Raw genomic sequence first — 20,501 nt, forward strand, 5'->3', positions numbered from 1 at the left:
CATCCTAGTGATCCTCGACGAGCTCGCGGAGCCGGGCAAAGATTGCCGCACCATCGTGGCGAATGCCGTCATGCTGGAATGCATTGGTCACATGTGGCCGCAGGTCCCGGTAGCAGTTGGCTGTCTCCATGGAGTACTCGAACGGCACGAAAATATCGTCGAGGTAAACCGCGGCTGCCGAGGTCGGGGCGTCGGCAAGCAAGCGTGCGGAATCATACGGCGAGCTTTCCCAGGTGTGCTGCGCAAATGCTTCCGCCTTTTCCTTGAAAGGAACGAGCGCGGGGTCCTCGTCGAATTGCCAGGGGAAAACGTGCTCACCGGTGAGATAAAACGGCTCGTCTCCTGCAGGATTGGCTTTTTCTTCAAAACCTGGGATTTCCTCGCGAATACGGTGAGCTGCCCAATTAGTTGTGGGCTGGTTCCCGACGCCACCATAAATGGATTCATGAATCGCGGCGTATAGCGGACCGTCGGCGAAACTCACGCGGGTCCCTACATCGGCCAGAAAATCGGTGCGCAATTGCTTTTCGCCATTGCGAATGTGGAATGGCTCTTCCAACAAATACGCCAGATTGTGGAATCCATCTCCGCGGCCTAATTCAATTCCGATGGTGCGGAATCGGCGAGAACTCAGTCGCTCACCGGTGGGGAGAGTTTCTGCAGATTGCTCGAGGTGCGCGCAGATTTCTCGAATTCGGTTTTCGGCCCACGGATACTCGCGATAAAAACGCTCGTGACGGGTGCGCAGCTTCGCATACGTCGTGCGATAAAGGTCGTCAGCACCACGGTCCAGAACAGGTAAACCGCCTGTGAGATAAGCGTGCTCCACGGATTCCGGATAGCGGCTGAGATACGAAGTAATACAAAACCCGCCAAAGGACTGGCCATACAGTGACCATTTGGCAATGCCCAAATGCTTTCGCAATGCTTCCGCGTCTTCGACGATGTATTCCTGACGCAATTGGGCAAGCCGCTCGGCCGGAACATCTGCAATATTGGCCGCATCAATTCGATGCGAGCGCCCAGTGCCGCGCTGATCCAGCAGGATGACGCGGAATTCCTTCAGCGCCTCACCGATTACTCCGCTGGCACCTACCGGACGCGGTGCCGGAAATCCCGGGCCGCCCTGCAAATAGACAATTGCCGGCGCATCCTCATTTCCTGGCGCATAGATTTCCCTGGCGAAAAGCTCAAATGTCGCGGCATTCGCAGCTTCGGTAAAAGGATCCCAGGGCACCTCAACGGTGTGTTCCTTAATAATGTACCCAAAATGCCTGCTTGCAGTACTCGTCGATGCCATGTCTCTGCCGCTCCTCTAATCCCGCTGCTCGTATTTCTTCATCAGCTTTGCGACGAGTAAATCGGTCGCCTCATCGTCCGCAAGAATTTGATCCAACATCTCCCGGTATTCCCGCTGCCGCAGTGCCGTATCTTCTCCGTAGTCATCATAGGAATCACCGGATAGGTCCACACCGAAATCGGATTCGTCGCTGTCATCCTGCACTGTCTCCTGCTGCGCCGTCGGCATGTGCAGATCCGCTGGGAAGTCCGCATTGAACTCCTCCAGGAATTCCTCCGCGTTGGCCTCGGCGTCGGAACGCGACACTCCCCTATCAACCTCAGCCTGAATGCGACGCTGCAGCGCTTTTTCCATCTGTCGGTGACGCCAGCTGCGGAGGCGTGCGGGCTCGAAACGTCGACCAACCTCGCGGCTCTTGCCCTCTGCTCGACGTGCGAGGACCGCAATCTGCGCCGCGGTGTCGTTCAGTGGCGCCCACTCCGAGTGTGCCGACACTCGCCAATTACCCCAGTACCCCAGCAGCGAAAGCAGGATGCTGACGATAGGACCAATGACCATGGACACGGCCATAAATCCCAAATGGTGGCCTCCGATGACAATGACCGCGCAAGCCACGGCCGGGATGACCGTGGGCTGGTTGCCGCCGAAAACAGCGGGTACTCGCCCGGTCACAATGTCGCGGATCATGGAACCACCAGTGGCGGTGAAAACGCCCATCATGATGCACGGCAGAATGGGCAGACCATACGTGACGCCTTTGACCGTTCCCGTAGCTGCCCAGAGTCCCGAGACCACAGCGTCACCGTGGACCTGAACGTATTCCCAGGTCTTTCCTTTGAAATAGAAAAATCGCGCAATGAGCGCACCAGTAAACGCCAGGATTAGGTACTCCGGCTGGCTCATTGCGGCGACGGTGCCCTGGTTAATCAGAACATCGCGAATCATGCCGCCGCCCAGTGCGGAGAACAGCGCAATAAAGAAGAACCCGATGATGTCGTAGCCTCGTTGCCGGGCGATGGTGCCACCAATGATGCCCATGAGCAGGACACCACTGACATCGGACCACCGGTACATCGACTCGATGAGCGGATCTACTTCTGCGACGTTCATGATGTTCAAGCTTAGACGCTGCTATTTTTCAAGCATCAACGAAAGGTCGGGATACCCATGGAAAACGCTGACACCTTTGCTTCGACACGTCCCAGTGGCAGGCTCATGCGCGGCATCGCAACTGCTTCCCGCGCGCACGATGGGCACTACCGAAAGGGCTCTGGCGTTCCCTATATCAGCCATCCAATGGCGGTAATGCTGATTGCGGCGAGCGTGACTAACGACGAAGACGTGCTGTTGGCAGCCCTCTTCCACGACATTTTGGAAGACGTGCCGGCAAACTACTCACGTGCCGAGATGGAAGATGAGTTCGGGTCTCGCGTGGTTGAAATCGTCGCGGGTGTCACCAAAGACCCTTCCCTGCCCTCGTGGCAGGACCGCGCCGATGCCTATCTGGGGCAGCTTTCCCGTGGCAGCGAGGAGTCCCTCATCGTGGCCGGCGCGGATAAGTTCCACAATCTCAGCCAGACTCTGGAGGATTTAGACCGCGACGGCCACGCCCTGTGGGAACGGTTTCGTTCAACTCCGAGCCAGCAACTGTGGTGGTACACAAGCGTCCGCAACGTGATCGCCGAACGACTGCCCGGCATGCCTCTGCTGGACGATTTGGACGTTCTAATTGAGCGCCTCGATTCCTGGGTACAAGCGGCATAACCTGCGTTTTTCCAATCGCTTTAAGTTATAAAAACATGTCTAGGCATAGCCTGAACCACTCCGGCAACGGTACAGTGGCAGCCTACGTGGCTCGGATATCTATCACGATATAGAGGCCACGCAACAACAATCTGACAATAGATCCAGGAATACGCAACAGGAGAAAAACAGTGACTTCCACTGATGCATCGTCCACAACCGAACTGCCCACCACCACTCAGCAGTGGGTTCTAGCTTCCCGACCGACCGGCCTGCCGACTGACGAGAATTTCCGCCTCGAGACCGTCGATTTGCCAGAGCTTAACGACGGCGACATTTTGGTAGCCAACTCGGTCGCTACCGTCGATCCCTACATGCGTGGCCGTATGAACGACACCAAGTCGTACGTTCCTCCTTTTCAGCTTGACCAGCCAATGACTGGCGGCGCTGTGGGCACTGTCCTTGCGTCCAAGTCGGATAAGTTCCAGGTTGGCGACGCTGTCCGCCACTCTTATGGCTGGCAGACCAATGCTGTTATTGCCGATTCCGAGGCAACACCGGTTGACCTGAACGTTGCACCGGCTGCTGCCTACCTGGGCATCCTTGGTCTTACTGGCCTTACTGCTTACGTTGGCCTGACTGCTGTCGGAGAGATGAAGGAAGGCGACGTCGTCTTTATCTCTGGCGCTGCTGGTGCGGTCGGCTCGGCTGCTGGTCAGTTTGCCAAGCAGATGGGCGCATCCCGTGTCATTGGTTCCGCCGGCTCGGACGAAAAGGTTGAGCGCCTACTCGAACTCGGCTTTGATGCCGCCTTCAACTACAACGACGGCCCGGTTGCAGAACAGCTGGCACAGGCAGCGCCGGAGGGCATCGACTTCTACTTCGACAACGTCGGTGGCGACCATCTCGAGGCAGCCATCGGCGCGATGCGCACCTTTGGCCGCGTTGCTATGTGTGGCGCAATCTCCCAGTACAACAACACTGGAGCGCCGACCGGACCACGTAACTTGGCTCTGGCGATTGGCAAGTGCATTACGCTGCGCGGCTTCGTCTTGGGCAAGTACCTGCACCTGGCAGGTGAATTCCAGGAGCGAATGGCTCCGCTGGTCGTCAGCGGTAAGGTCGCCTACGATGTCACCACTCGCCACGGTATCGAGAACATGCCAGCTGCATTCCTCGAACTGTTTAGCGGAGGCAATACCGGCAAGATGGTCGTAGAGTTCTAAATAACTGTCATCGAGTTTGGAGCTAATTCGTGAACACACAGAAACCTCGACTGCTTACGACCGACACACTGCTGATTCAAGAAACACGCAACGTTATGCGCAGTGAATACTCCATTTTCGATGACAACGGCACCCAGATTGCCCAAATTGCCCAAGCGGGATCACTGGGTCGCCGCATGTTGGGCATCGGTGTCAAGTACGACATCTTCGATGTGGACGAGGATGGCAAAGAGGGCGACAAGCTCCTCACCATCACCGACCCCGCGAACGTTTTCGGCGACACATACAAGGTTCTCACACCCAACGGCGCTAAGATCGCCACAGCCAAGACCAAACGATTCAGCCTAAAATCACGGCTAACTTTGTCCGTCAAAGGGCTTTCCGACGTCGATGTTGACGGCGGCTTCCGCGGTAAAAATTACGCACTGACCAGCAAGGGACGCCCGATTGCGAAGATTGACCGGAAGTACCGTGGTCTCAAAGGCGCTATTACCGGCAAGGACACGTACGCTCTGCATTTGGAGCCGAACTTGAACGAGGAAACGCGGGCTGCGGTGATCGGTACTGCGCTGGTTATTGACATTGTCAGGCGCAAGAACGATGAGGCTGTAGCGGTTAGTGTGAGCTAGTGCTTCCGCCTTGTTAAAGAACTGCCCTGCTAAGGCGTCACCTTGTGCGGCGCCGAGACTTCCTTCAGCCTGCTGGACATAGCGACACCAACCAGTCCCATTAGTGCCAGGAAGATTAAAGCTGCCGCAGGGCCGAAGCTGGCGATAACACCCGAAAGCGCACCGACGATGAGCAGGACAACGCCCATGATGGTGTTGGCTGCTCCGACATACTCGGTGCGCTTGTCGCCTTCTGCCATGTCCACAACATAGGTCGAACGAGCCACGCGAACACCGGCGTGGACGACGGACATCGCGAAGAAGCCGAGCGGGAAAATCCAAGCGTTCGCACCGGCGGAAAGCCAGTGAGCACTTGCGACCAACAAAAAGAGAACAATAGAACCGACCAGCGAAGAGTAGGTCAACACCTTCTTCGAGGATTTATCCGACCAGATTCCGGCGACTTTTCCACCAACCAAAGAGGCGAAGCCTGCGGCGAGCATGAAGATACCGACATTGGCGCTTACTCCCCCGCCGCTACCGTCAGAGGCTTCCAGATCAGCTCCCACCTGTGCACTTAGGGTTACGATGAACGACGTGGATAATGCTGTGACCAGCAACAAACTACGGACGATCACAAAGTCGCGGAAGTTCTTATCCTCTTTAAAGAGCCGCCAGGTGTCCTGCCACCAGGTTTTATTCGGTTCTTCCTTGTCCCCCTCGTTGGTGGGCTCAACAATCCCACGGAAAATCAAAACTGCTGCTACCCACGACAGTGCCGCAACAAAGATGAGCCCCGCCACGATTGGTTTGGTGACGTTGTCGCGGATAATCCACAACACTGCACCAACAATAATTGCGGCGACACCGCCCAACATCGCAGCTCGGCCACTAATCTGCCCGCGCTGCCCCTTCGGAATCGTGCGGCCCTGGACATCCTTTGAGGCCATCGAGCACAGGGCTCGGGCCGTCGCAAAGCCTGCAAGCGCGACGATGACAGCGACGCCGAGCGCGGTGCCTTCTAGGAACAACGCAGCCAGACCAATCAGCGCTGCTGCGATGGCTTGCCCCAAAGCACCAGCGATCCAGACGGTTGTGCGGCGCGGGCGAGATTTCACCCAAGGTGTGAGGGCGGCCTGCGGAAGCATCGAACCGGACTCGCGCACCGGCACAAGCATGGCGATGAAGAAGCCCGGCGCGCCAGCCGAATGCAGCAGCCATGGCAGCAGCGTCTTGGCCGCAACAATCTGGTCGCCGATATTCTGTAGTCCGTTCGCCCAGACGTAGCGCTTGGCATTCGCGCGGGCGTGTTTTTGCACCGACTCTGGGTTGTTCCCTGCGTCCGTGGGTTTGTCAGCTTCCGAGCTATCAGTCATGCCTCTCACGCTACCTTCCTGCAGCAACGGCGCTACCGCACACGGTCATTTGCCCCAGGCCGTTCCAGGAGCGAATCGCGCTGTCTCATCTGCCGCTACACTCGCGGGAAGAGCACCCAACTTCTCAACGAAAGTAGAAATATGCCCGCTGACCTTTATCGACGTCTCTCCAACCTCGATGGCAAGAGCTACGGCGCATACAAATCTCTTCGTGGCTCCCACGACCTGCCGGATCTGGACGCGACGCTGTTTGTCGACAAGGTCCAATCCGACCCTTACGCTCCAGCATCACGGGCACGCGTCCACATTCCGCTGTCAGTGCTGGACTATCGCGGAGCCTCCCGCTCACAACCCGGCAGGTTCAGCACGGCAGAGCTCGATTTGTTGAACCGCAGCCTCGTGCGAGCTTTTAAGAAGTATGGCCGCGGGCTGTTTATCGATTCTCCGGGGCAGCAGGTCTTGCGCCGAACAGCTGTCGCTGAGCTCCGTGGGGATGCGCACGACGTCGATAAGCATGATGATGCCCTCCAGATCTGCCTGGAAATCCAGCTGCCCGCCCGCGGCCGGCGCATTCTCGGGCGTGAGGCGGCGCGCTTGATCTGTGAGGATTTGTTGGACGCGCTTGACGACGCCATTGTAAACGCACCCATCGATGCGCTCGAGGCAGCCGCGGAATTGGAGTATGACCAGCTCTTTTTGCGCCGTGCGGTAGCGGACGCGGACCTGATTGGGTTTGTGACAGACGGGTCGGTGTTGCCCCGTCAGGCGGGCAATAGCCAGCTGCCGAAGCCCGGCGCGACTGCGTTTACCTCGCCGGAATCGTTGCAGCACAGTTTTCAGTTGCCGTCGGGTAAAATGGTGCACGGCATGGGCATTCCGCGGGGCGTGACGTTGATTGTCGGCGGTGGCTACCACGGCAAGTCCACGCTACTGTCCTCCCTGGTCACTGGCGTGTATGACCATGTCGCTGGCGACGGCCGCGAGTTTGTGGTCGCTGACGAGACTGCGGTTGCGCTGCGTGCCGAGGACGGCCGGGCCATCACTGGTGTGGATATCTCGCCGTTTATCAACGGTCTTCCCTCCGGTGATGACACGACCCGGTTTTCCACGGCGAACGCGTCGGGGTCGACCTCCCAAGCTGCGGGTCTGATGGAGGCGCTGGGTTCCGGTGCGCGCGTGTTGCTCATCGATGAGGACACCTCCGCAACTAACTTCATGATTCGTGATGAGCGCATGCGCCGACTCATCCCCGATGACCGGGAGCCGATTACTCCACTGGTCGCACGGGTCCGCGAGCTCTGGGAGGACCACGGGATCTCCACGGTCATCGTCGCTGGTGGTTCTGGTGCGTTCATCGATGTCGCGGACACCGTGATTGCTATGGATGCGTACACGCCTTACGACGTCACCGAGCGCGCCCGTGAGCTCCGAGAATCTGCCACTCCGGCTGCACCTTCGCCAGCTTTTGCGCAGATCGGTGAGCGTTTTCTGCAGGCTGACTTCCCTGCCGGTGAGAGCCGTGGTGGACATGGTGGTCGTGGTGGTCATGGGCATGGCAGTCGCGGTGGGCGCGGTGGTCGTGGCAGTCGCGGCGGGCGCGGTAGCGGCGCGAAACCGCCTAAGCCACCGCGTGCTCGTTGCCTCGAACTGATTCAGGTGGGCAAGGACAATCTTGACCTGCGCGCTGTCGGCCAATTGATGGATTCCTCCCAAACAGAAGCCATTGCCCGGATTCTGGGCGCCGTTGTAAAGCAGCTCGATGGACGTACTGACCTCACCGAGCTAATTCAGCGTGAGTACTACAACTTTTGTCATTCGCTCTTCGACGCGGCAGCTGCGTCTACCAATTCTGGTCATCTGGCGGAGCCTCGTTTCCAGGAGGTTGTGGCGGCAATCAACAGGCTTCGGCTCTTGCGGTCGGGCCCCGCAGATTGACAGTCGCGGGAACGGCACACCTACGGCTGCCGCAACTAACTTCTTCGACGGATTTCGGCGTCAGGTCTTGACCTTGACGCGGCGTCAAACAGAAAGATGATTCCCGTGAGCAACAACGACAACGAGTACACCATCGGCGAGGCAGCCGAGCTCCTGGGCGTTACCACACGCACGCTGAGGCATTGGGATGCCATCGGACTACTCAGCCCGCAGTATCGCACGTGGTCCGATTACCGCCTCTACACCGATGAGGACATCGACACCGCGCTGGAGATTCTGGTCTACCGCGCCGCCGGTGTGCCGTTGAAGACTATCGAGGAGTTCATCCACGGCGATTCCTCCCCGAGAAGTCGGAAAGATCGTTTACTCGCACAGCGAACTGTTCTCACCGAGAAGATCGCTGACCTGCACCACATGGTGCAGTCCTTGGACAAACTGATTGAGGAAGGAAATACCATGAAAGCAAAGACGAAAGCGGAGCTCTTGGGCCGCGACTGGCAGAATCTAGAAGCCGAAGCTGAGGAGCGCTGGGGCGACACCACTGAGTGGGAGCAGTCTCAGCAGGCTCAGGAAAAGATGAAGGACAGCGACTGGGCCGAGCTTGAAGCAGAGGCTAAGGATTTTGCCGATGCGCTTGCCGACGCCGCCGAGCGCCACGTCGAGCCCGGTTCCGCTGAGGCGGCCGAGCTAGTTGACCGTCACTTGGCCTCTATTACCCGCTTCTACGAGGCCGGTCGAGAAAAGCAGATTCTGCTGGCTCGCATGTACGTCGCTGATTCCCGGTTTGACCGGTATTACCGCGGCAATGCTGGCTACCTGCTGGAGTTGATTGAAGCTCAGGCCCGTAAGGAAGGTATTGACCCGGCAAGTGCCGAGTGGCGGTAGGTAGCGCTAGACACCGGACGGCAGCCGTTCATCCAGGCCTTTCCACTCGGGACGAAAACCGCTTAGAATTGGCTCATGAAATTCATCGAAGCCGCAGACTTCACCGCTGATCGCCCGTGGGGTGCACTGAATGTTGTCACTATGACTGGCGCCACAAGCGTCCGGCTCCACTGGAGCGATCAGCCATACAAGTGGCACATCAATGATGGCGAAGAGGTCTTTGTGGTTGTCGACGGAGCCGTCGACATGCACTACCGCGATGCGGGACAGGAATGCGTACGCACATTAACGCCTGGCACTATCTGTTTTGCAGAAGCCGGCGACGAGCATGTCGCGCACCCGCAGGGCGAGGCGCGCATGCTTGTCATTGAAAAAGAAGGCTCAGTCTAGCCCACAGCAACAGCAGCCGACAGTGCGCACTTCGGCATCCCCATAACTGCGTCATAACCCCGACTCGGGAAGGAATTAACTATGAAGTTCTCTCGCTCTCTCGCCGCTGTTATCATCGGCGCCGCTGCCGTACTTGGCTCCGTCGTGGCTTCCCCGACAATTGCACAGGCGATTAACTGCCCATTTGCTCCGGTGCACAAATACGAACAGCACCGTTTCTCAGGATCTTCGACTTCGGCCGATGCTTTCCAGGTTTGGTTTGACGGTGGCGTGTACGTTGAACCAATTGTCGAAACACTGGATTTGGTTGAGCTTCAGGTCAACGATACCCAAGTCGCTCAAGCTGGTGACATCATCTACAAGGACGAAGACGGCAATTTCTGGGTGAAGTAGCCCAGGGCCAGAAACAATACGCCCCCAACACACTCAGAGTAACGCCAACTGTGGCGTTGCCCTGAGTGTTTTTCGTTGCCCGGAAGAAGTTGATAAACAAGAAAAACAGAGTGTAATTACAGGAATTAACCAATGGCAGATTAACCTCATCTGAATAGGGTTATAGCGCTTAGCGTTGTGGAGTCACTGGTACTCTGTCTCGCACCTTTTGCAATTTCTGCCACGAGCCCTCGTTTTCAGGAGTGTTCCACCATGGAAATCATCATCGTCGATTCTGAGGCCGAAGTCGCGAGCATCGCTTCGGACTACCTCGCTCACTACGCCAACAAAGGTGGAAACCTTGGTGTAGCGACAGGATCGACTCCGCTTGCGACGTATCGGGAACTGATCCGTCGCCATCGGGCTGGTGATGTGACATTCAAGGACTGCAGCTTTTTCGCACTAGACGAGTACGTGGGGCTGCCCATCGAGCATGAGCAGAGCTACTACCACGTGATTCACAGTGAGTTTTCCGATCACGTGGATGTCGACCCGGCGAGGGTCCATATTCCCGATGGCCTCGCGGACGATATCGGCGCGGCCTGCGAGGATTACGAGCGAAAGATTATCGAGGCCGGCGGCATTGACATTCAGTTGCTGGGCATCGGCACCAATGGGCATGTTGGTTTTAACGAGCCCGCCAGCTCTTTTGGCTCTCTGACTCGCATTAAGACGCTGCACCCGCAGACCGTGCTGGATAACGCCCGCTTCTTCGACTCCGCGGACGATGTGCCGTACCACGTGGTCACCCAGGGGCTTGGCACCATTTCACGTGCGGGGCACCTCCTGCTGCTGGCCACCGGCACCGCAAAGGCGCACGCTATTGCCGCATCCATCGAGGGCCCACTGAGCGCGTCGATGCCTGCGTCCGTATTGCAGCTGCACCCACGGGCCACGGTTGTCATTGACCAGGCCGCAGCCAGTGAGCTGAAGAACAAGGAATACTACGAGTTCACCTACGCCCATAAGCCGCAGTGGCAGAAGGATATGTGGAAGTAGGCCCCGGCCCTCCCCGGCCCCTTCCCAACCTTCGCTCCCACCCCCGGACTAGTCAGCGCTAGTCGTCATCATCCATCTCCAGCTCGGGGTCTTCGGCACGCGCCTGCTCGTAGACCTCCTTTGCGGCCGTGAGATTAATGACGCCGATGACAAGTCCTACGACGATGTCCGGCCATGCGCTGAACCAGAAAATGGTGACCACTCCGGCGGCGAGAATGAGCAGGTTCGCCAGGACGTCGTTACGCGCCGCCAACCACGCGCCGCGCATGAGCGCACTGTCGGCCTTGCGCAGGTTCATCAGCAAAATCGCACAGACCAGGTTGATGACCATCGCGATAATTGCCGTCACCGACAGCGTTAGTGGCTCTGGCGGCTCACCGCTAATCATCTTCCAAATGGCGGTGCCGAACGCCGCAATCGCCGGAATCAGAATCAGCCCGGCAAGGCCGAAGCTCGCTTTACGACGGCTCGCCAGCGACCACCCCAATGCGGTGAGAACCAGCAGGTTGATCAGAAAGTCTTCAAGAAAGTCTGCAGCGTCGGCGAACAGCGCTGCGGAACCAATAATTGAGGCAACAATTAATTCAATGAAGAATCCGAGAAGATTCAGGCCTGCTACCCACGCAACAATTTTGCGGGCGCGGTGATCCAAAGTTGATGAGGTAAACACGGAGGACATCGTAACGCCCGGCGCGAGTACCATCGAATCCTATGACGCACCCGCAGAAATTCCACTCAGAAATGAAGGTTCCCGGCGGCAAATTGGTTGTTGCCGACTGCGAGACCACCGGTGACACTATTTCGTCGATAAGCATTTCGGGCGATTTTTTCCTCGAACCCGACGAAGCCTACGACATTATTAATGACGCTCTCCTCGGTGCGCCTGCCGGGGACAATACGGAACGCCTACAGGCTCGCCTCGATGCGGCGCTGAAGGATTTTGAGGAGCAGTCTGGTCGCGAGGTGCGACTGCACGGTTTTGATACCCACATCATTGCGCAGGTCGTTCGACGTGCACTGACACAGGCTGTCGACTTCACTGATTTGGAGTGGGAGGTTTTGCAGCCGGGAGTCCTGCCGACGGTGATGAATGTTGCCCTCGACGAACTCCTCCTTGACCAAGTCAATTCCGGACAGCGCGGACCAACTCTGCGCTTCTGGGATTGGGATGATCGTGCCACCGTCATCGGTTCCTACCAGTCCTATGTCAATGAACTCGAACCCGAGGGCGTAGAGAAGCACGATGTGCAAGTGGTGCGTCGTCTCTCCGGCGGTGGCGCGATGTTCATGGAGGGTGGCAACTGCGTCACCTACTCGATCTATGTTCCGGAGAAGCTGGTCGCCGGCCTCAGCTACGTCGAATCCTATGAGTTCCTCGACCGCTGGGTCATCGCCGCACTCGCACAGCTCGGCGTCAATGCGTGGTACGTCCCCATCAATGACATCACCTCCGATGGCGGCAAGATTGGTGGTGCCGCACAGAAGCGCCGTGGTTCGACAGTGCTCCACCACGTCACCATGAGTTATGACATCGATGCCGACAAAATGATGGAAGTCCTGCGCATTGGCAAGGCCAAGATTGCCGATAAGGGCCTGCGCAGCGCGAAGAAGCGCGTCGATCCGCTCCGTCGCCAGACCGGTGCCAGCCGCGCGGAAGTCATTGACACGATGAAGCAGACATTCATCAACCGCTACGGCGCCACCGAGGCATCGCTTTCCGACGAGGACTTCGCTGCGGCGCAGCATCTTATTGACACCAAATACGGCACGGAGGGCTGGACTCACCGAGTCCCCTAAACGTCGCACTGCTTACTTGTATACGACAGCTGGTCGGGAAAAGGAGTTAACTAAAGGAGACAAGTAAACAAAGGAGAGTCGACGTGAGCGGCGAGCGTGCAATTGGGTCCTATCCTGCGAATATGCACCAAAACCTGGTGAAGGGTTCGGCGCGCGCCGTAACAACACCGCCGTGGTGGTCTCCCCGATATCGAAGGCACCGGAATTGTGATTCACGGGCGCCCACTACAGAGCTTGAACGGTGTCGGCGAATTCACCGAGACACTGGCCACAACGCCGCTACAGCCCCCGCGAGAGGTTCCAGCGCAGAACCGCAGGCCGGTCATGGTAGCGACCAAGCACTGACAGGGACGCAGTATTCAATGGGAAGGACTGGCCAAGTTCAATGGGCAGTTCCAACCAGGCCGTAGTGAGCGCACGCAGCGAGTGACCGTGGGCGAATAGAATCGCCTTGTCTTCACCCGATTCACGAACCCTTTTGACTACACGTTCAACGCGCTTGCGGACTTCTTCCGCGGTTTCGCCATTGGGCACACCGTGAGTCCAAATCTGCCAGTCGGGAACAGTCTTCTGCACTTCCTTCGAGGTAATCCCCTCGTAGTCGCCGTAGAACCATTCCGCGAGATCCTCTTCGACTTCGAAGTCGTGGAATCCTGCCAATCGAGCGGTCTCTTGGGCACGCTGGCGGGGTGATGCCAGCACTAGCCCAAAGTCCTTCGGATCCAGCCAGCCGTTCAGGGCCTCGGCTTCTTCCCGACCGTTGTCAGTCAGAGGAAGATCAGTTACCGATGTGTGCTGTCCAGTGCGCGACCACTCAGTTTCGCCGTGCCGCACGAGATATAAATCAGTCATAGTTCCAGCTTAGGCTTATCTGAAAGTGCGGTTAGCCGCGGCAGCCCTGCTAGCCCATCACGGGGTCACGGATCCGGCTACGAACGCTGCTTAAGTGTTTCCACTGCGCGGTCGGCAAGCTCCTCGCCAGCACCGTCATAAAGGTAGACGGCCATGTCGGCACCAACGTTGAGAAGCTGATCCTTAAACCTCTGCACCTTAGTGGTGGTAGCAACCACGGCTTCGGTGTCCTGCTTACGGATGTTCTGAATCATCGCGTAGGTCTCAGCGTGCTCAGACAGCGCCAACACGTACAGCGCTGGTTTCTTCTCCAACTCGATGTGGTGCCACAGCTCTGGGTCTGTCACATCACCCGAGATAACCTGGTAGCCCTGCTCACGCAGCTCTTCGATGCGATCCTCATCGAAGTCAACGCCGAAGACGTTCATGCCGTACTCATTAACCAACCTGCCGTAGACACCGACGCCGACGCGCCCCATACCCATGATGAGGGCATCAGCGTTATCAATAATGACCGTTGCCTCTTCTGGGACCAGGCGGTCCTCTGGGGTTTCTGGGACGAACTTCTGCAGGAAGCTGACCAGCTTGTCCTCATGCGGGACCATCAGCGAGCTGGCAATGAAGCTACCCGCCACGGCGACCGCCATGATCGAGGTCCACTCATCGGGCAGAATGTCCTGTTGCGTCGCCGCAGCCATGACAATGAGACCGAACTCCGAGTAGTTACTCAGCGTCAGGCCCGCCAACGCGCTAGTGCGCAGGGACAGTCCGGTGCGCTTGAGGATCCCGATGAAGATAGTGACCTTGAACACCAGGAACAGGACCATAATCGCGGCGATAACGTAGCCGCCAGCACTTGGCAGACCACCGAGGCCAATTTGGATAAAGAACGCGACCAGCAGCAGCTCGCGGATACTAATCAGAGCTTCCGACAGACGGTCAGAAATTGGGTGCGAGGACAGCAGAATACCGGCGACCAGGGACCCCAGCGAGCCGGACAGCCCTGCCAGCTCGAAGGCCGAGTACGAGGCCACGGCAATACCAATACCGGTGAGAACCAGCAGCTCAGTGCGGAACATGCGGTTGGGAAGACGCGCCGCCAGTGGGCGAATAAAGAACAACAGCGGCAGCGCCAGCGCCCACAGCTCCGGGGTCTTACCCGACGAAACCACCAGCACACCGACCGCAATGATGTCCTGCAGAATCAGCACACCGATCGCGATGCGGCCGATAGCCGAAGCGCCTCGGTTCTGCTCCTCCAGGTGGCTCATCACAAACACTGTCGAGGAAAACGAGGTTGCGATGCCGATGTAAATCAGTGAGGTCACCGACAGCCCCGTGAGCTCACGCAGCGGCAGGAAACTCGCGACACCGAACAGCACGGCAAAAACTACCGTGTTCAAAAGCGCGTGCCCCAGCCCCGAAAAGACCACTCGCGGCGCCACGATATCCTTCGGATTCAGCTTCAGACCAATAGTGAACAGCAAGGTGGTAACACCAAGCTCGGCCAGCGAATCAATAAACGGGATTTCCTCAAGCCCCATTGCATGAACGGCAAAACCGGCCCCAAGGAAACCAATCAGCGGCGGCAGCCGAAGCAACGAAGCACCGAGTCCGCCGATAATCGAAAACAGTATTGCTGTTAGGTAGACAGATTCCACCCATCAAAGATACGGCTGGCACCGCCGATTTATGTAGGGCTTGCCATTAACAGTTTTTTAGTCACCCAATTGGGGGCTAGCGCCGATACGGGACCTCGCCCAACGTAATCGGCTGCGGGTGGTCTGCAACCCACGCGACTGCCGCTTCAGTCAACGCATCAATGTCCGCCTCCCCGGCTTTGCGCTGCTTCACGACGGTCATCGCTTCCTCGGCAGCCCCAACCGTCTCCAACCAGAAGTCGGTCATCTGGACAAAGTCTTCGTCCCAGTTGACGTAGCCCATCTCCAGGGCCTCGTACCCGAGCCGACCGACGATGCGAATAACTTCGCCCTGCACAGTCGCGGCTGTACCGCCACCAGGTACAAGGTAATTCCAGAGGTATTTAAACTGGCCATTGGTCGACTTGTCTTCGGGGACAATGATGTCGCTGTGGCCGTCGTGAGGCGTAATCACGTCCGGACGTTCCGCACCGATGCGTTCGTAGAGACGATCCATGACCGGCTGGTACTCGTCGCGCGCCTTGTCTGACATGCGGTTGTAGCGGCGGCCAAACTTAGTGAACTCTTCGCGGACTTCGTCGTCGATGACCGAACCGGCGTCCAGGAGAACCTCGATACTCTCTAGGACTCGCCGGACTGCATCGGTATCGGCGGTAGCGATTGCCTCTTTGAATGCTGTACGACCGTGGCCGAGGCGGTTCTCTCTATGGAGGTCAGCGCCATTTTCCAACAGCAACGCAATCGCCTTGGGCTGATGGCTCTTCGCTGCCATAAAAAGCGGAGGATACTTACCGGCTTCAGTGTCCGCACCGCATTCGAGCAGAATCTTCATCCTGTCGATGTCGCCCCGGTTGGCATGCTCTGCCAGCGCGGTCTTACCGAACCGGTTCTCGGTGTTGACGTCGAGACCCTGTTCGATCAGCCAGCGCATGAGCTCTGGCGGGGTGCCACGGAGCGCTAGTGCAGTGTCCTTGCTGTATCCGAAAACCGCGTTGAGAGCGCAAGTGTCATAGACGGCCTTCAGCGCATCCATGTCACCGGCTTCAAGCAGCTCTTCGAAATCTTCGACCAGTTTCTTCCGCTTCCGTGGCATGCAGTTTCCCTTTTACTTACCGCCCTCGTCAGTGGACAGCGCAGCCACGAATGCCTCCTGCGGCACCGAGACCGAACCGATGTTCTTCATGCGCTTCTTACCGGCCTTCTGCTTCTCCAGCAACTTGCGCTTACGGGAGATGTCACCGCCGTAGCACTTAGCAAGGACGTCCTTGCGCAGTGCACGGATGTTCTCGCGGGCGATAATCTTCGAACCGATTGCAGCCTGAACTGGGACCTCGAACTGCTGGCGAGGAATCAGCTCGCGCAGCTTCTTGGTCATCTTGTTGCCGTACCACTGCGCGTTGTCGCGGTGGACGATAGCGGAGAACGCATCGACGGCCTCGCCCTGCAAGAGGATGTCCACCTTGACCAGATCCGCAATCTGCTCACCGGCGTCTTCGTAGTTCAGCGAAGCATAACCCCTGGTGCGGGACTTCAGCATGTCGAAGAAGTCGAAGATGATCTCACCCAGTGGCATCTTGTAGCGCAACTCCACGCGGTCCTCCGACAGGTAGTCCATGCCACCCATCTCACCGCGCTTCTGCTGGCACAGTTCCATGGTAGGACCAACGAACTCGCTTGGCACGACGATGGTGCACTTGACCATCGGCTCGTAAATCTCGCGGAGCTTACCCTCAGGCCAGTCACTCGGATTGTGAACCGTGACCTCGGTGCCGTCCTCAGTGACAACGCGGTAGACAACGTTTGGAGCCGTCGAAATCAGGTCCAGGTCGAACTCGCGCTCCAGTCGGGCGCGGGTGATCTCCATGTGCAGCAAGCCCAGGAAGCCCCCGCGGAAACCGAATCCGAGGGCCACCGAAGTCTCAGGTTCAAATGTCAACGAAGCGTCGTTAAGCTGGAGCTTTTCCAACGCATCACGCAGGTCAGGATAGTCCTGCTGAGAGATTGGGAACAGACCGGAGTAGACCATCGGCTTCGGCTCTTCGTAGCCTTCCAGCGGCTCCTCCGCCGGCGTGGCGTTCAGCGTGACGGTGTCACCGACCTTGGACTGACGGACGTCCTTCACACCGGTGATGAGGTAACCGACCTCGCCGACGCCGAGGCCCTTACACTTCTTCGGCTGCGGCGAGACGATGCCGATTTCCAACAGCTCGTGCTTAGTTCCGGTGGACATCATCTGAATGACTTCACGCGGCTTGAGCTGCCCATCAACAACACGGATGTACGTGACCACACCACGGTAGGTGTCGTAGACCGAGTCAAAAATCAGCGCACGAGCAGGTGCCTCCGGATCGCCGACCGGTGCCGGGACGAGCTCACAGACTCGGTCGAGCATTTCCGCAACGCCCTCACCGGTCTTGCCCGACACACGCATGACATCCTCCGGCTCACAGCCGATGATGTGCGCGATTTCCTCCGCGTACTTATCCGGATCCGCGGCCGGCAGGTCAATCTTGTTCAGAACCGGAATGATCTCCAGGTCGTTTTCCATGGCCAGGTACAGGTTGGCCAGCGTCTGCGCTTCGATGCCCTGAGCAGCGTCGACAAGCAGAATCGCGCCTTCACACGCCTCTAGCGCACGCGAGACTTCGTAGGTGAAGTCGACGTGACCAGGCGTATCAATCAGATGCAGGACAATCTCTTCGCCCGCGTGCTCGCCGGTGCGCGGAACCCACGGCAGGCGCACGTTCTGAGCCTTAATGGTGATGCCGCGCTCGCGCTCAATATCCATGTTGTCGAGGTACTGATCGCGCATATCGCGTGCTTCAACAACGCCCGAGAGCTGCAGAATTCGGTCCGCCAGGGTGGACTTACCGTGGTCAATGTGCGCAATAATGCAGAAATTTCGAATCCGTGAGGGGTCCGTAAAAGTCTGCTCCGCAAAATTCTTGGTCACGTTGGGTCTACTCCGAAAAATAAAGACGTTATGGGCATTGGGGCGCGGCGTTGGCCGACCCATATGCGCCGGCCTCGAAAACCGACCAGCCGGGCTTAAATACAATCACGCACAATCTTACCTATCGATTCCCTCCGCACTAAACCTCTAGACTTAGATTCCATGAGCTCCACTTCGCCCACCGATCAAAATGACCGCGAAAGCTGGCCGCGCCGCCTGCGCAATCGCATCAGCGCGCGTCTTTTCGCCGGTACCGAGTGGTTCCGCGGCCCCGACACACTCGATGAGGCACTGTTTAAGCTCAACACGCAACTTGGGCTCGCTCAGGACACCTCGCTTTCCGACGAGTCCAAGGAGGCCCTACTTCGCCTGCGAGACCCGGTGACCATCGCGCGTCCAACCGCGGAACTGGCCCGCACGATCGTGTACAGCCCCGACATGGATGGTCAAGCCGACCCCGGCGAAGTGGTGTGGATTCCATTGCAACTCGAAGGCGAAGACGCCGCCTTGCGGGAGCGCGCAGTTGTCGTGGTTGGCCGCCATGACCAGTACCTTCTGGGCATGCTGATTTCCACTCGCACCGAGCACAGCGAGCAACCGGAGTGGCTCTTTATCGGCAGTGGGTTCTGGAATGAAGACCCCAAGCCATCCTGGGTTCGCATGGACCGCATCTTGCTCATCCCGGAATCTGGCATTCGTCGCGCAGGTGCGATGATGCCCCGCAGGCGCTTTGAGCTCATCGCCGCCCGGCTACGCGGGGACTACGGCTGGAACTAGGCGCGGCTGGAACTGGGGCGTGGCTGGAATTACTCAGTAGCTGGAATTAGGCAGCGCTGTTTGCTAAGATTCTGCAAGTTGTTTACCGTTGTGTTCCTTTACGGCGAGCGCGGGCAGGACCTTGGGTTCGCGTTTTCATCGTCGTACAAGCGCAGTGCGCGGTGTGATTTCGCTGGTTGATTAGTTTGACCGGCGATGATTGTACAGCACGATATGCACTGTGATCAGGACTTTTCTTGGTGGCGGGCGGTAACAATTCCAACTACTACGGATACAAGAGGTATTCACGATGGCAAATATCAAGTCCCAGATCAAGCGCAACAAGACCAACGAGAAGGCTCGCCTGCGTAACCAGGCAATCCGCTCTGCAGTCCGCACTGAGATCCGCAAGTTCAAGGCTGCTGTTGAGGCTGGCGACAAGGCTGCTGCTGAGGCTCAGCTGCGCGTTGCATCCCGCAAGCTGGACAAGGCTGTCACCAAGGGCGTCTTCCACCGCAACACTGCGGCTAACAAGAAGTCCGGTATGGCTAAGGCTTTCAACAAGCTGGAGGGCTAATCCCCTCTTGGCGCTGTGAGCTGTGCTGTTGCAGCGGCTGTTTCAGCGCTGCGCTTGCGTCGTGCGAGCACTGCTTTTACGCCGCGCTCGCACCGTGAAAGTTAACCGCTTCCTGCTATTTTCCGATTCTCAATTCGGAATGTGGCGGGAGGCGGTTTTTCTTATTTAATCCCAATGCGAGTTAGTGACCCCGTTTATGTTTGGCGACGGCGGGCCAATCCGAGTTACTGACTGCGTTTATGACTGGCGACGGCGGGCCGCTCCGACTTACTGACTGCGTTTATGACAAAAATGGCCTGGTAGGGTCAGGCGGTGAATGCATCACCACTTTCGACCAGGAGAAGTAGTGAAGCAAACCCGCCGATCGAAATACAGTGCCATCAAACCGATTGCGCTTCAACACATCGCCAACGGGGCATCAGCAAGCGCAGTTGGACGTGAGTTAGGGATACCCTCACCAACTGTCAGGCGGTGGGCGCGACAAGCCGGAATTGCGATTCAGCACCAATCGCACTGCCCGAAGGTCTCGATGATGCATAAGCATCGCGTGATCTACGAGATGCTTATGGCCGGCTCATATAGTGTTGCCGAGATTGCCGCGCAGGCTGGGGTGTGCACAACCACGGTGTACAACCGGCGGGCTAGTTTAACCACTATGAATACCCGCAGTCGGATAACACCTGGTGATGTATCTCGTGTTGGCGCTGGTCGGCGGCTAGGGCTGGCGGAACGCTTACTTATTGCCGATTGCCTGCGGGCAGGTCATTCGCACCGGCGTATCGCCCAGATAGTCTGTCGTAGTCAATCCACTATCAGTCGTGAAATCGCACGCAACAGCGTCGATGGTATCTACGATGCCTATCACGCTGATCAGGCCAGCCGCGGGCGTCTTGCTCGTCCAAAGCCGCGCAAACTCGATGACAATCGATTCTTACGCGCCCAGGTTGTCAATCTGCTCAACCGTGGCGCCTCGCCGCGTCAGGCCAGTGGCAGGTTGGCTGCACTGTGGGG

20 protein-coding genes are annotated in these 20,501 nt (G+C 57.9%); 12 read left to right on the forward strand and 8 right to left on the reverse strand.

Annotation, left to right across the window (positions count from 1 at the left end; translation table 11 throughout):
• Positions 1 to 4 precede the first annotated feature (4 nt).
• A complete protein-coding gene (locus QP977_RS02205; RefSeq protein WP_049193610.1) occupies positions 5 to 1,300 on the reverse strand; it encodes an alpha/beta fold hydrolase in 1,296 nt (431 codons plus the stop codon).
• A gap of 15 nt (positions 1,301 to 1,315) precedes the next feature.
• Positions 1,316 to 2,410, reverse strand: a complete 1,095-nt coding sequence (locus tag QP977_RS02210; RefSeq protein ID WP_016422340.1) for a trimeric intracellular cation channel family protein — start codon at positions 2,408 to 2,410, stop codon at positions 1,316 to 1,318.
• A gap of 57 nt (positions 2,411 to 2,467) precedes the next feature.
• Here QP977_RS02210 and QP977_RS02215 point away from each other — a divergent pair, with 57 nt between their 5' ends.
• The 3 genes from QP977_RS02215 to QP977_RS02225 all read left to right on the forward strand — a co-directional run bounded on the left by QP977_RS02215 (position 2,468) and on the right by QP977_RS02225 (position 4,898).
• On the forward strand, positions 2,468 to 3,064 hold the full coding sequence (locus QP977_RS02215; protein WP_147765796.1) for an HD domain-containing protein: 597 nt from the start codon (positions 2,468 to 2,470) through the stop codon (positions 3,062 to 3,064).
• Between the two features lie 170 nt (positions 3,065 to 3,234).
• A complete protein-coding gene (locus QP977_RS02220) occupies positions 3,235 to 4,269 on the forward strand; it encodes an NADP-dependent oxidoreductase (RefSeq protein ID WP_016422338.1) in 1,035 nt (344 codons plus the stop codon).
• A gap of 29 nt (positions 4,270 to 4,298) precedes the next feature.
• Positions 4,299 to 4,898, forward strand: coding sequence for an LURP-one-related/scramblase family protein (locus tag QP977_RS02225; RefSeq protein WP_016422337.1), 600 nt, complete (start codon positions 4,299 to 4,301; stop codon positions 4,896 to 4,898).
• Between the two features lie 29 nt (positions 4,899 to 4,927).
• Here the strand turns inward: QP977_RS02225 and QP977_RS02230 are convergent, their stop codons facing one another.
• Complete coding sequence (locus tag QP977_RS02230; RefSeq protein ID WP_222865698.1) at positions 4,928 to 6,253, reverse strand: MFS transporter; 1,326 nt, start codon at positions 6,251 to 6,253, stop codon at positions 4,928 to 4,930.
• Positions 6,254 to 6,394: 141 nt separating this feature from the next.
• Here QP977_RS02230 and QP977_RS02235 point away from each other — a divergent pair, with 141 nt between their 5' ends.
• The 5 genes from QP977_RS02235 (at position 6,395) to nagB (ending at position 10,894) form a co-directional block, all read left to right on the forward strand.
• Positions 6,395 to 8,188 (forward strand): ABC-ATPase domain-containing protein, encoded by a 1,794-nt coding sequence (locus QP977_RS02235; protein WP_016422335.1) that lies wholly within the window; start codon positions 6,395 to 6,397, stop codon positions 8,186 to 8,188.
• Between the two features lie 96 nt (positions 8,189 to 8,284).
• Positions 8,285 to 9,073 (forward strand): MerR family transcriptional regulator, encoded by a 789-nt coding sequence (locus QP977_RS02240; RefSeq protein WP_150960917.1) that lies wholly within the window; start codon positions 8,285 to 8,287, stop codon positions 9,071 to 9,073.
• Positions 9,074 to 9,148: 75 nt separating this feature from the next.
• Positions 9,149 to 9,463, forward strand: a complete 315-nt coding sequence (locus QP977_RS02245; RefSeq protein ID WP_070429484.1) for a cupin domain-containing protein — start codon at positions 9,149 to 9,151, stop codon at positions 9,461 to 9,463.
• 81 nt (positions 9,464 to 9,544) lie between these two features.
• Complete coding sequence (locus tag QP977_RS02250; RefSeq protein WP_016422332.1) at positions 9,545 to 9,856, forward strand: hypothetical protein; 312 nt, start codon at positions 9,545 to 9,547, stop codon at positions 9,854 to 9,856.
• A gap of 252 nt (positions 9,857 to 10,108) precedes the next feature.
• A complete protein-coding gene (nagB, locus tag QP977_RS02255; protein ID WP_070827882.1) occupies positions 10,109 to 10,894 on the forward strand; it encodes a glucosamine-6-phosphate deaminase in 786 nt (261 codons plus the stop codon).
• A gap of 58 nt (positions 10,895 to 10,952) precedes the next feature.
• Here the strand turns inward: nagB and QP977_RS02260 are convergent, their stop codons facing one another.
• Complete coding sequence (locus QP977_RS02260) at positions 10,953 to 11,573, reverse strand: cation efflux transmembrane domain-containing protein (RefSeq protein WP_049172738.1); 621 nt, start codon at positions 11,571 to 11,573, stop codon at positions 10,953 to 10,955.
• A 32-nt stretch (positions 11,574 to 11,605) separates the two neighbouring features.
• On the opposite strand from QP977_RS02260, the gene QP977_RS02265 reads away from it, so the two are divergent.
• The gene (locus QP977_RS02265) at positions 11,606 to 12,691 is read left to right on the forward strand and encodes a lipoate--protein ligase family protein (protein WP_049172633.1); all 1,086 of its coding nucleotides are present in this window, start codon (positions 11,606 to 11,608) and stop codon (positions 12,689 to 12,691) included.
• A 279-nt stretch (positions 12,692 to 12,970) separates the two neighbouring features.
• Here QP977_RS02265 and QP977_RS02270 read toward each other — a convergent pair whose 3' ends face one another.
• The 4 genes from QP977_RS02270 to lepA form a co-directional block, all read right to left on the reverse strand.
• A complete protein-coding gene (locus QP977_RS02270) occupies positions 12,971 to 13,543 on the reverse strand; it encodes a histidine phosphatase family protein (protein ID WP_049172631.1) in 573 nt (190 codons plus the stop codon).
• Between the two features lie 77 nt (positions 13,544 to 13,620).
• Positions 13,621 to 15,204, reverse strand: coding sequence for a cation:proton antiporter domain-containing protein (locus tag QP977_RS02275; protein ID WP_049172629.1), 1,584 nt, complete (start codon positions 15,202 to 15,204; stop codon positions 13,621 to 13,623).
• A gap of 76 nt (positions 15,205 to 15,280) precedes the next feature.
• Positions 15,281 to 16,297, reverse strand: a complete 1,017-nt coding sequence (locus QP977_RS02280; RefSeq protein ID WP_049172626.1) for an ankyrin repeat domain-containing protein — start codon at positions 16,295 to 16,297, stop codon at positions 15,281 to 15,283.
• Between the two features lie 12 nt (positions 16,298 to 16,309).
• On the reverse strand, positions 16,310 to 18,157 hold the full coding sequence (gene lepA / locus QP977_RS02285; RefSeq protein ID WP_049172624.1) for a translation elongation factor 4: 1,848 nt from the start codon (positions 18,155 to 18,157) through the stop codon (positions 16,310 to 16,312).
• A gap of 162 nt (positions 18,158 to 18,319) precedes the next feature.
• Between lepA and QP977_RS02290 the strand changes: the two genes are divergently transcribed.
• The 3 genes from QP977_RS02290 to QP977_RS02300 all read left to right on the forward strand — a co-directional run.
• Positions 18,320 to 18,934, forward strand: coding sequence for a type II toxin-antitoxin system PemK/MazF family toxin (locus tag QP977_RS02290; RefSeq protein ID WP_070827886.1), 615 nt, complete (start codon positions 18,320 to 18,322; stop codon positions 18,932 to 18,934).
• A 289-nt stretch (positions 18,935 to 19,223) separates the two neighbouring features.
• Positions 19,224 to 19,490, forward strand: a complete 267-nt coding sequence (rpsT, locus tag QP977_RS02295) for a 30S ribosomal protein S20 (protein ID WP_038628143.1) — start codon at positions 19,224 to 19,226, stop codon at positions 19,488 to 19,490.
• A 529-nt stretch (positions 19,491 to 20,019) separates the two neighbouring features.
• On the forward strand, positions 20,020 to 20,501 hold a 482-nt coding region (locus QP977_RS02300; protein WP_284847103.1), incomplete at its 3' end, for a helix-turn-helix domain-containing protein.

This window comes from Corynebacterium sp. MSK012, assembly GCF_030232435.1.
GTDB classification, from domain to species: domain Bacteria; phylum Actinomycetota; class Actinomycetes; order Mycobacteriales; family Mycobacteriaceae; genus Corynebacterium; species Corynebacterium jeikeium_D.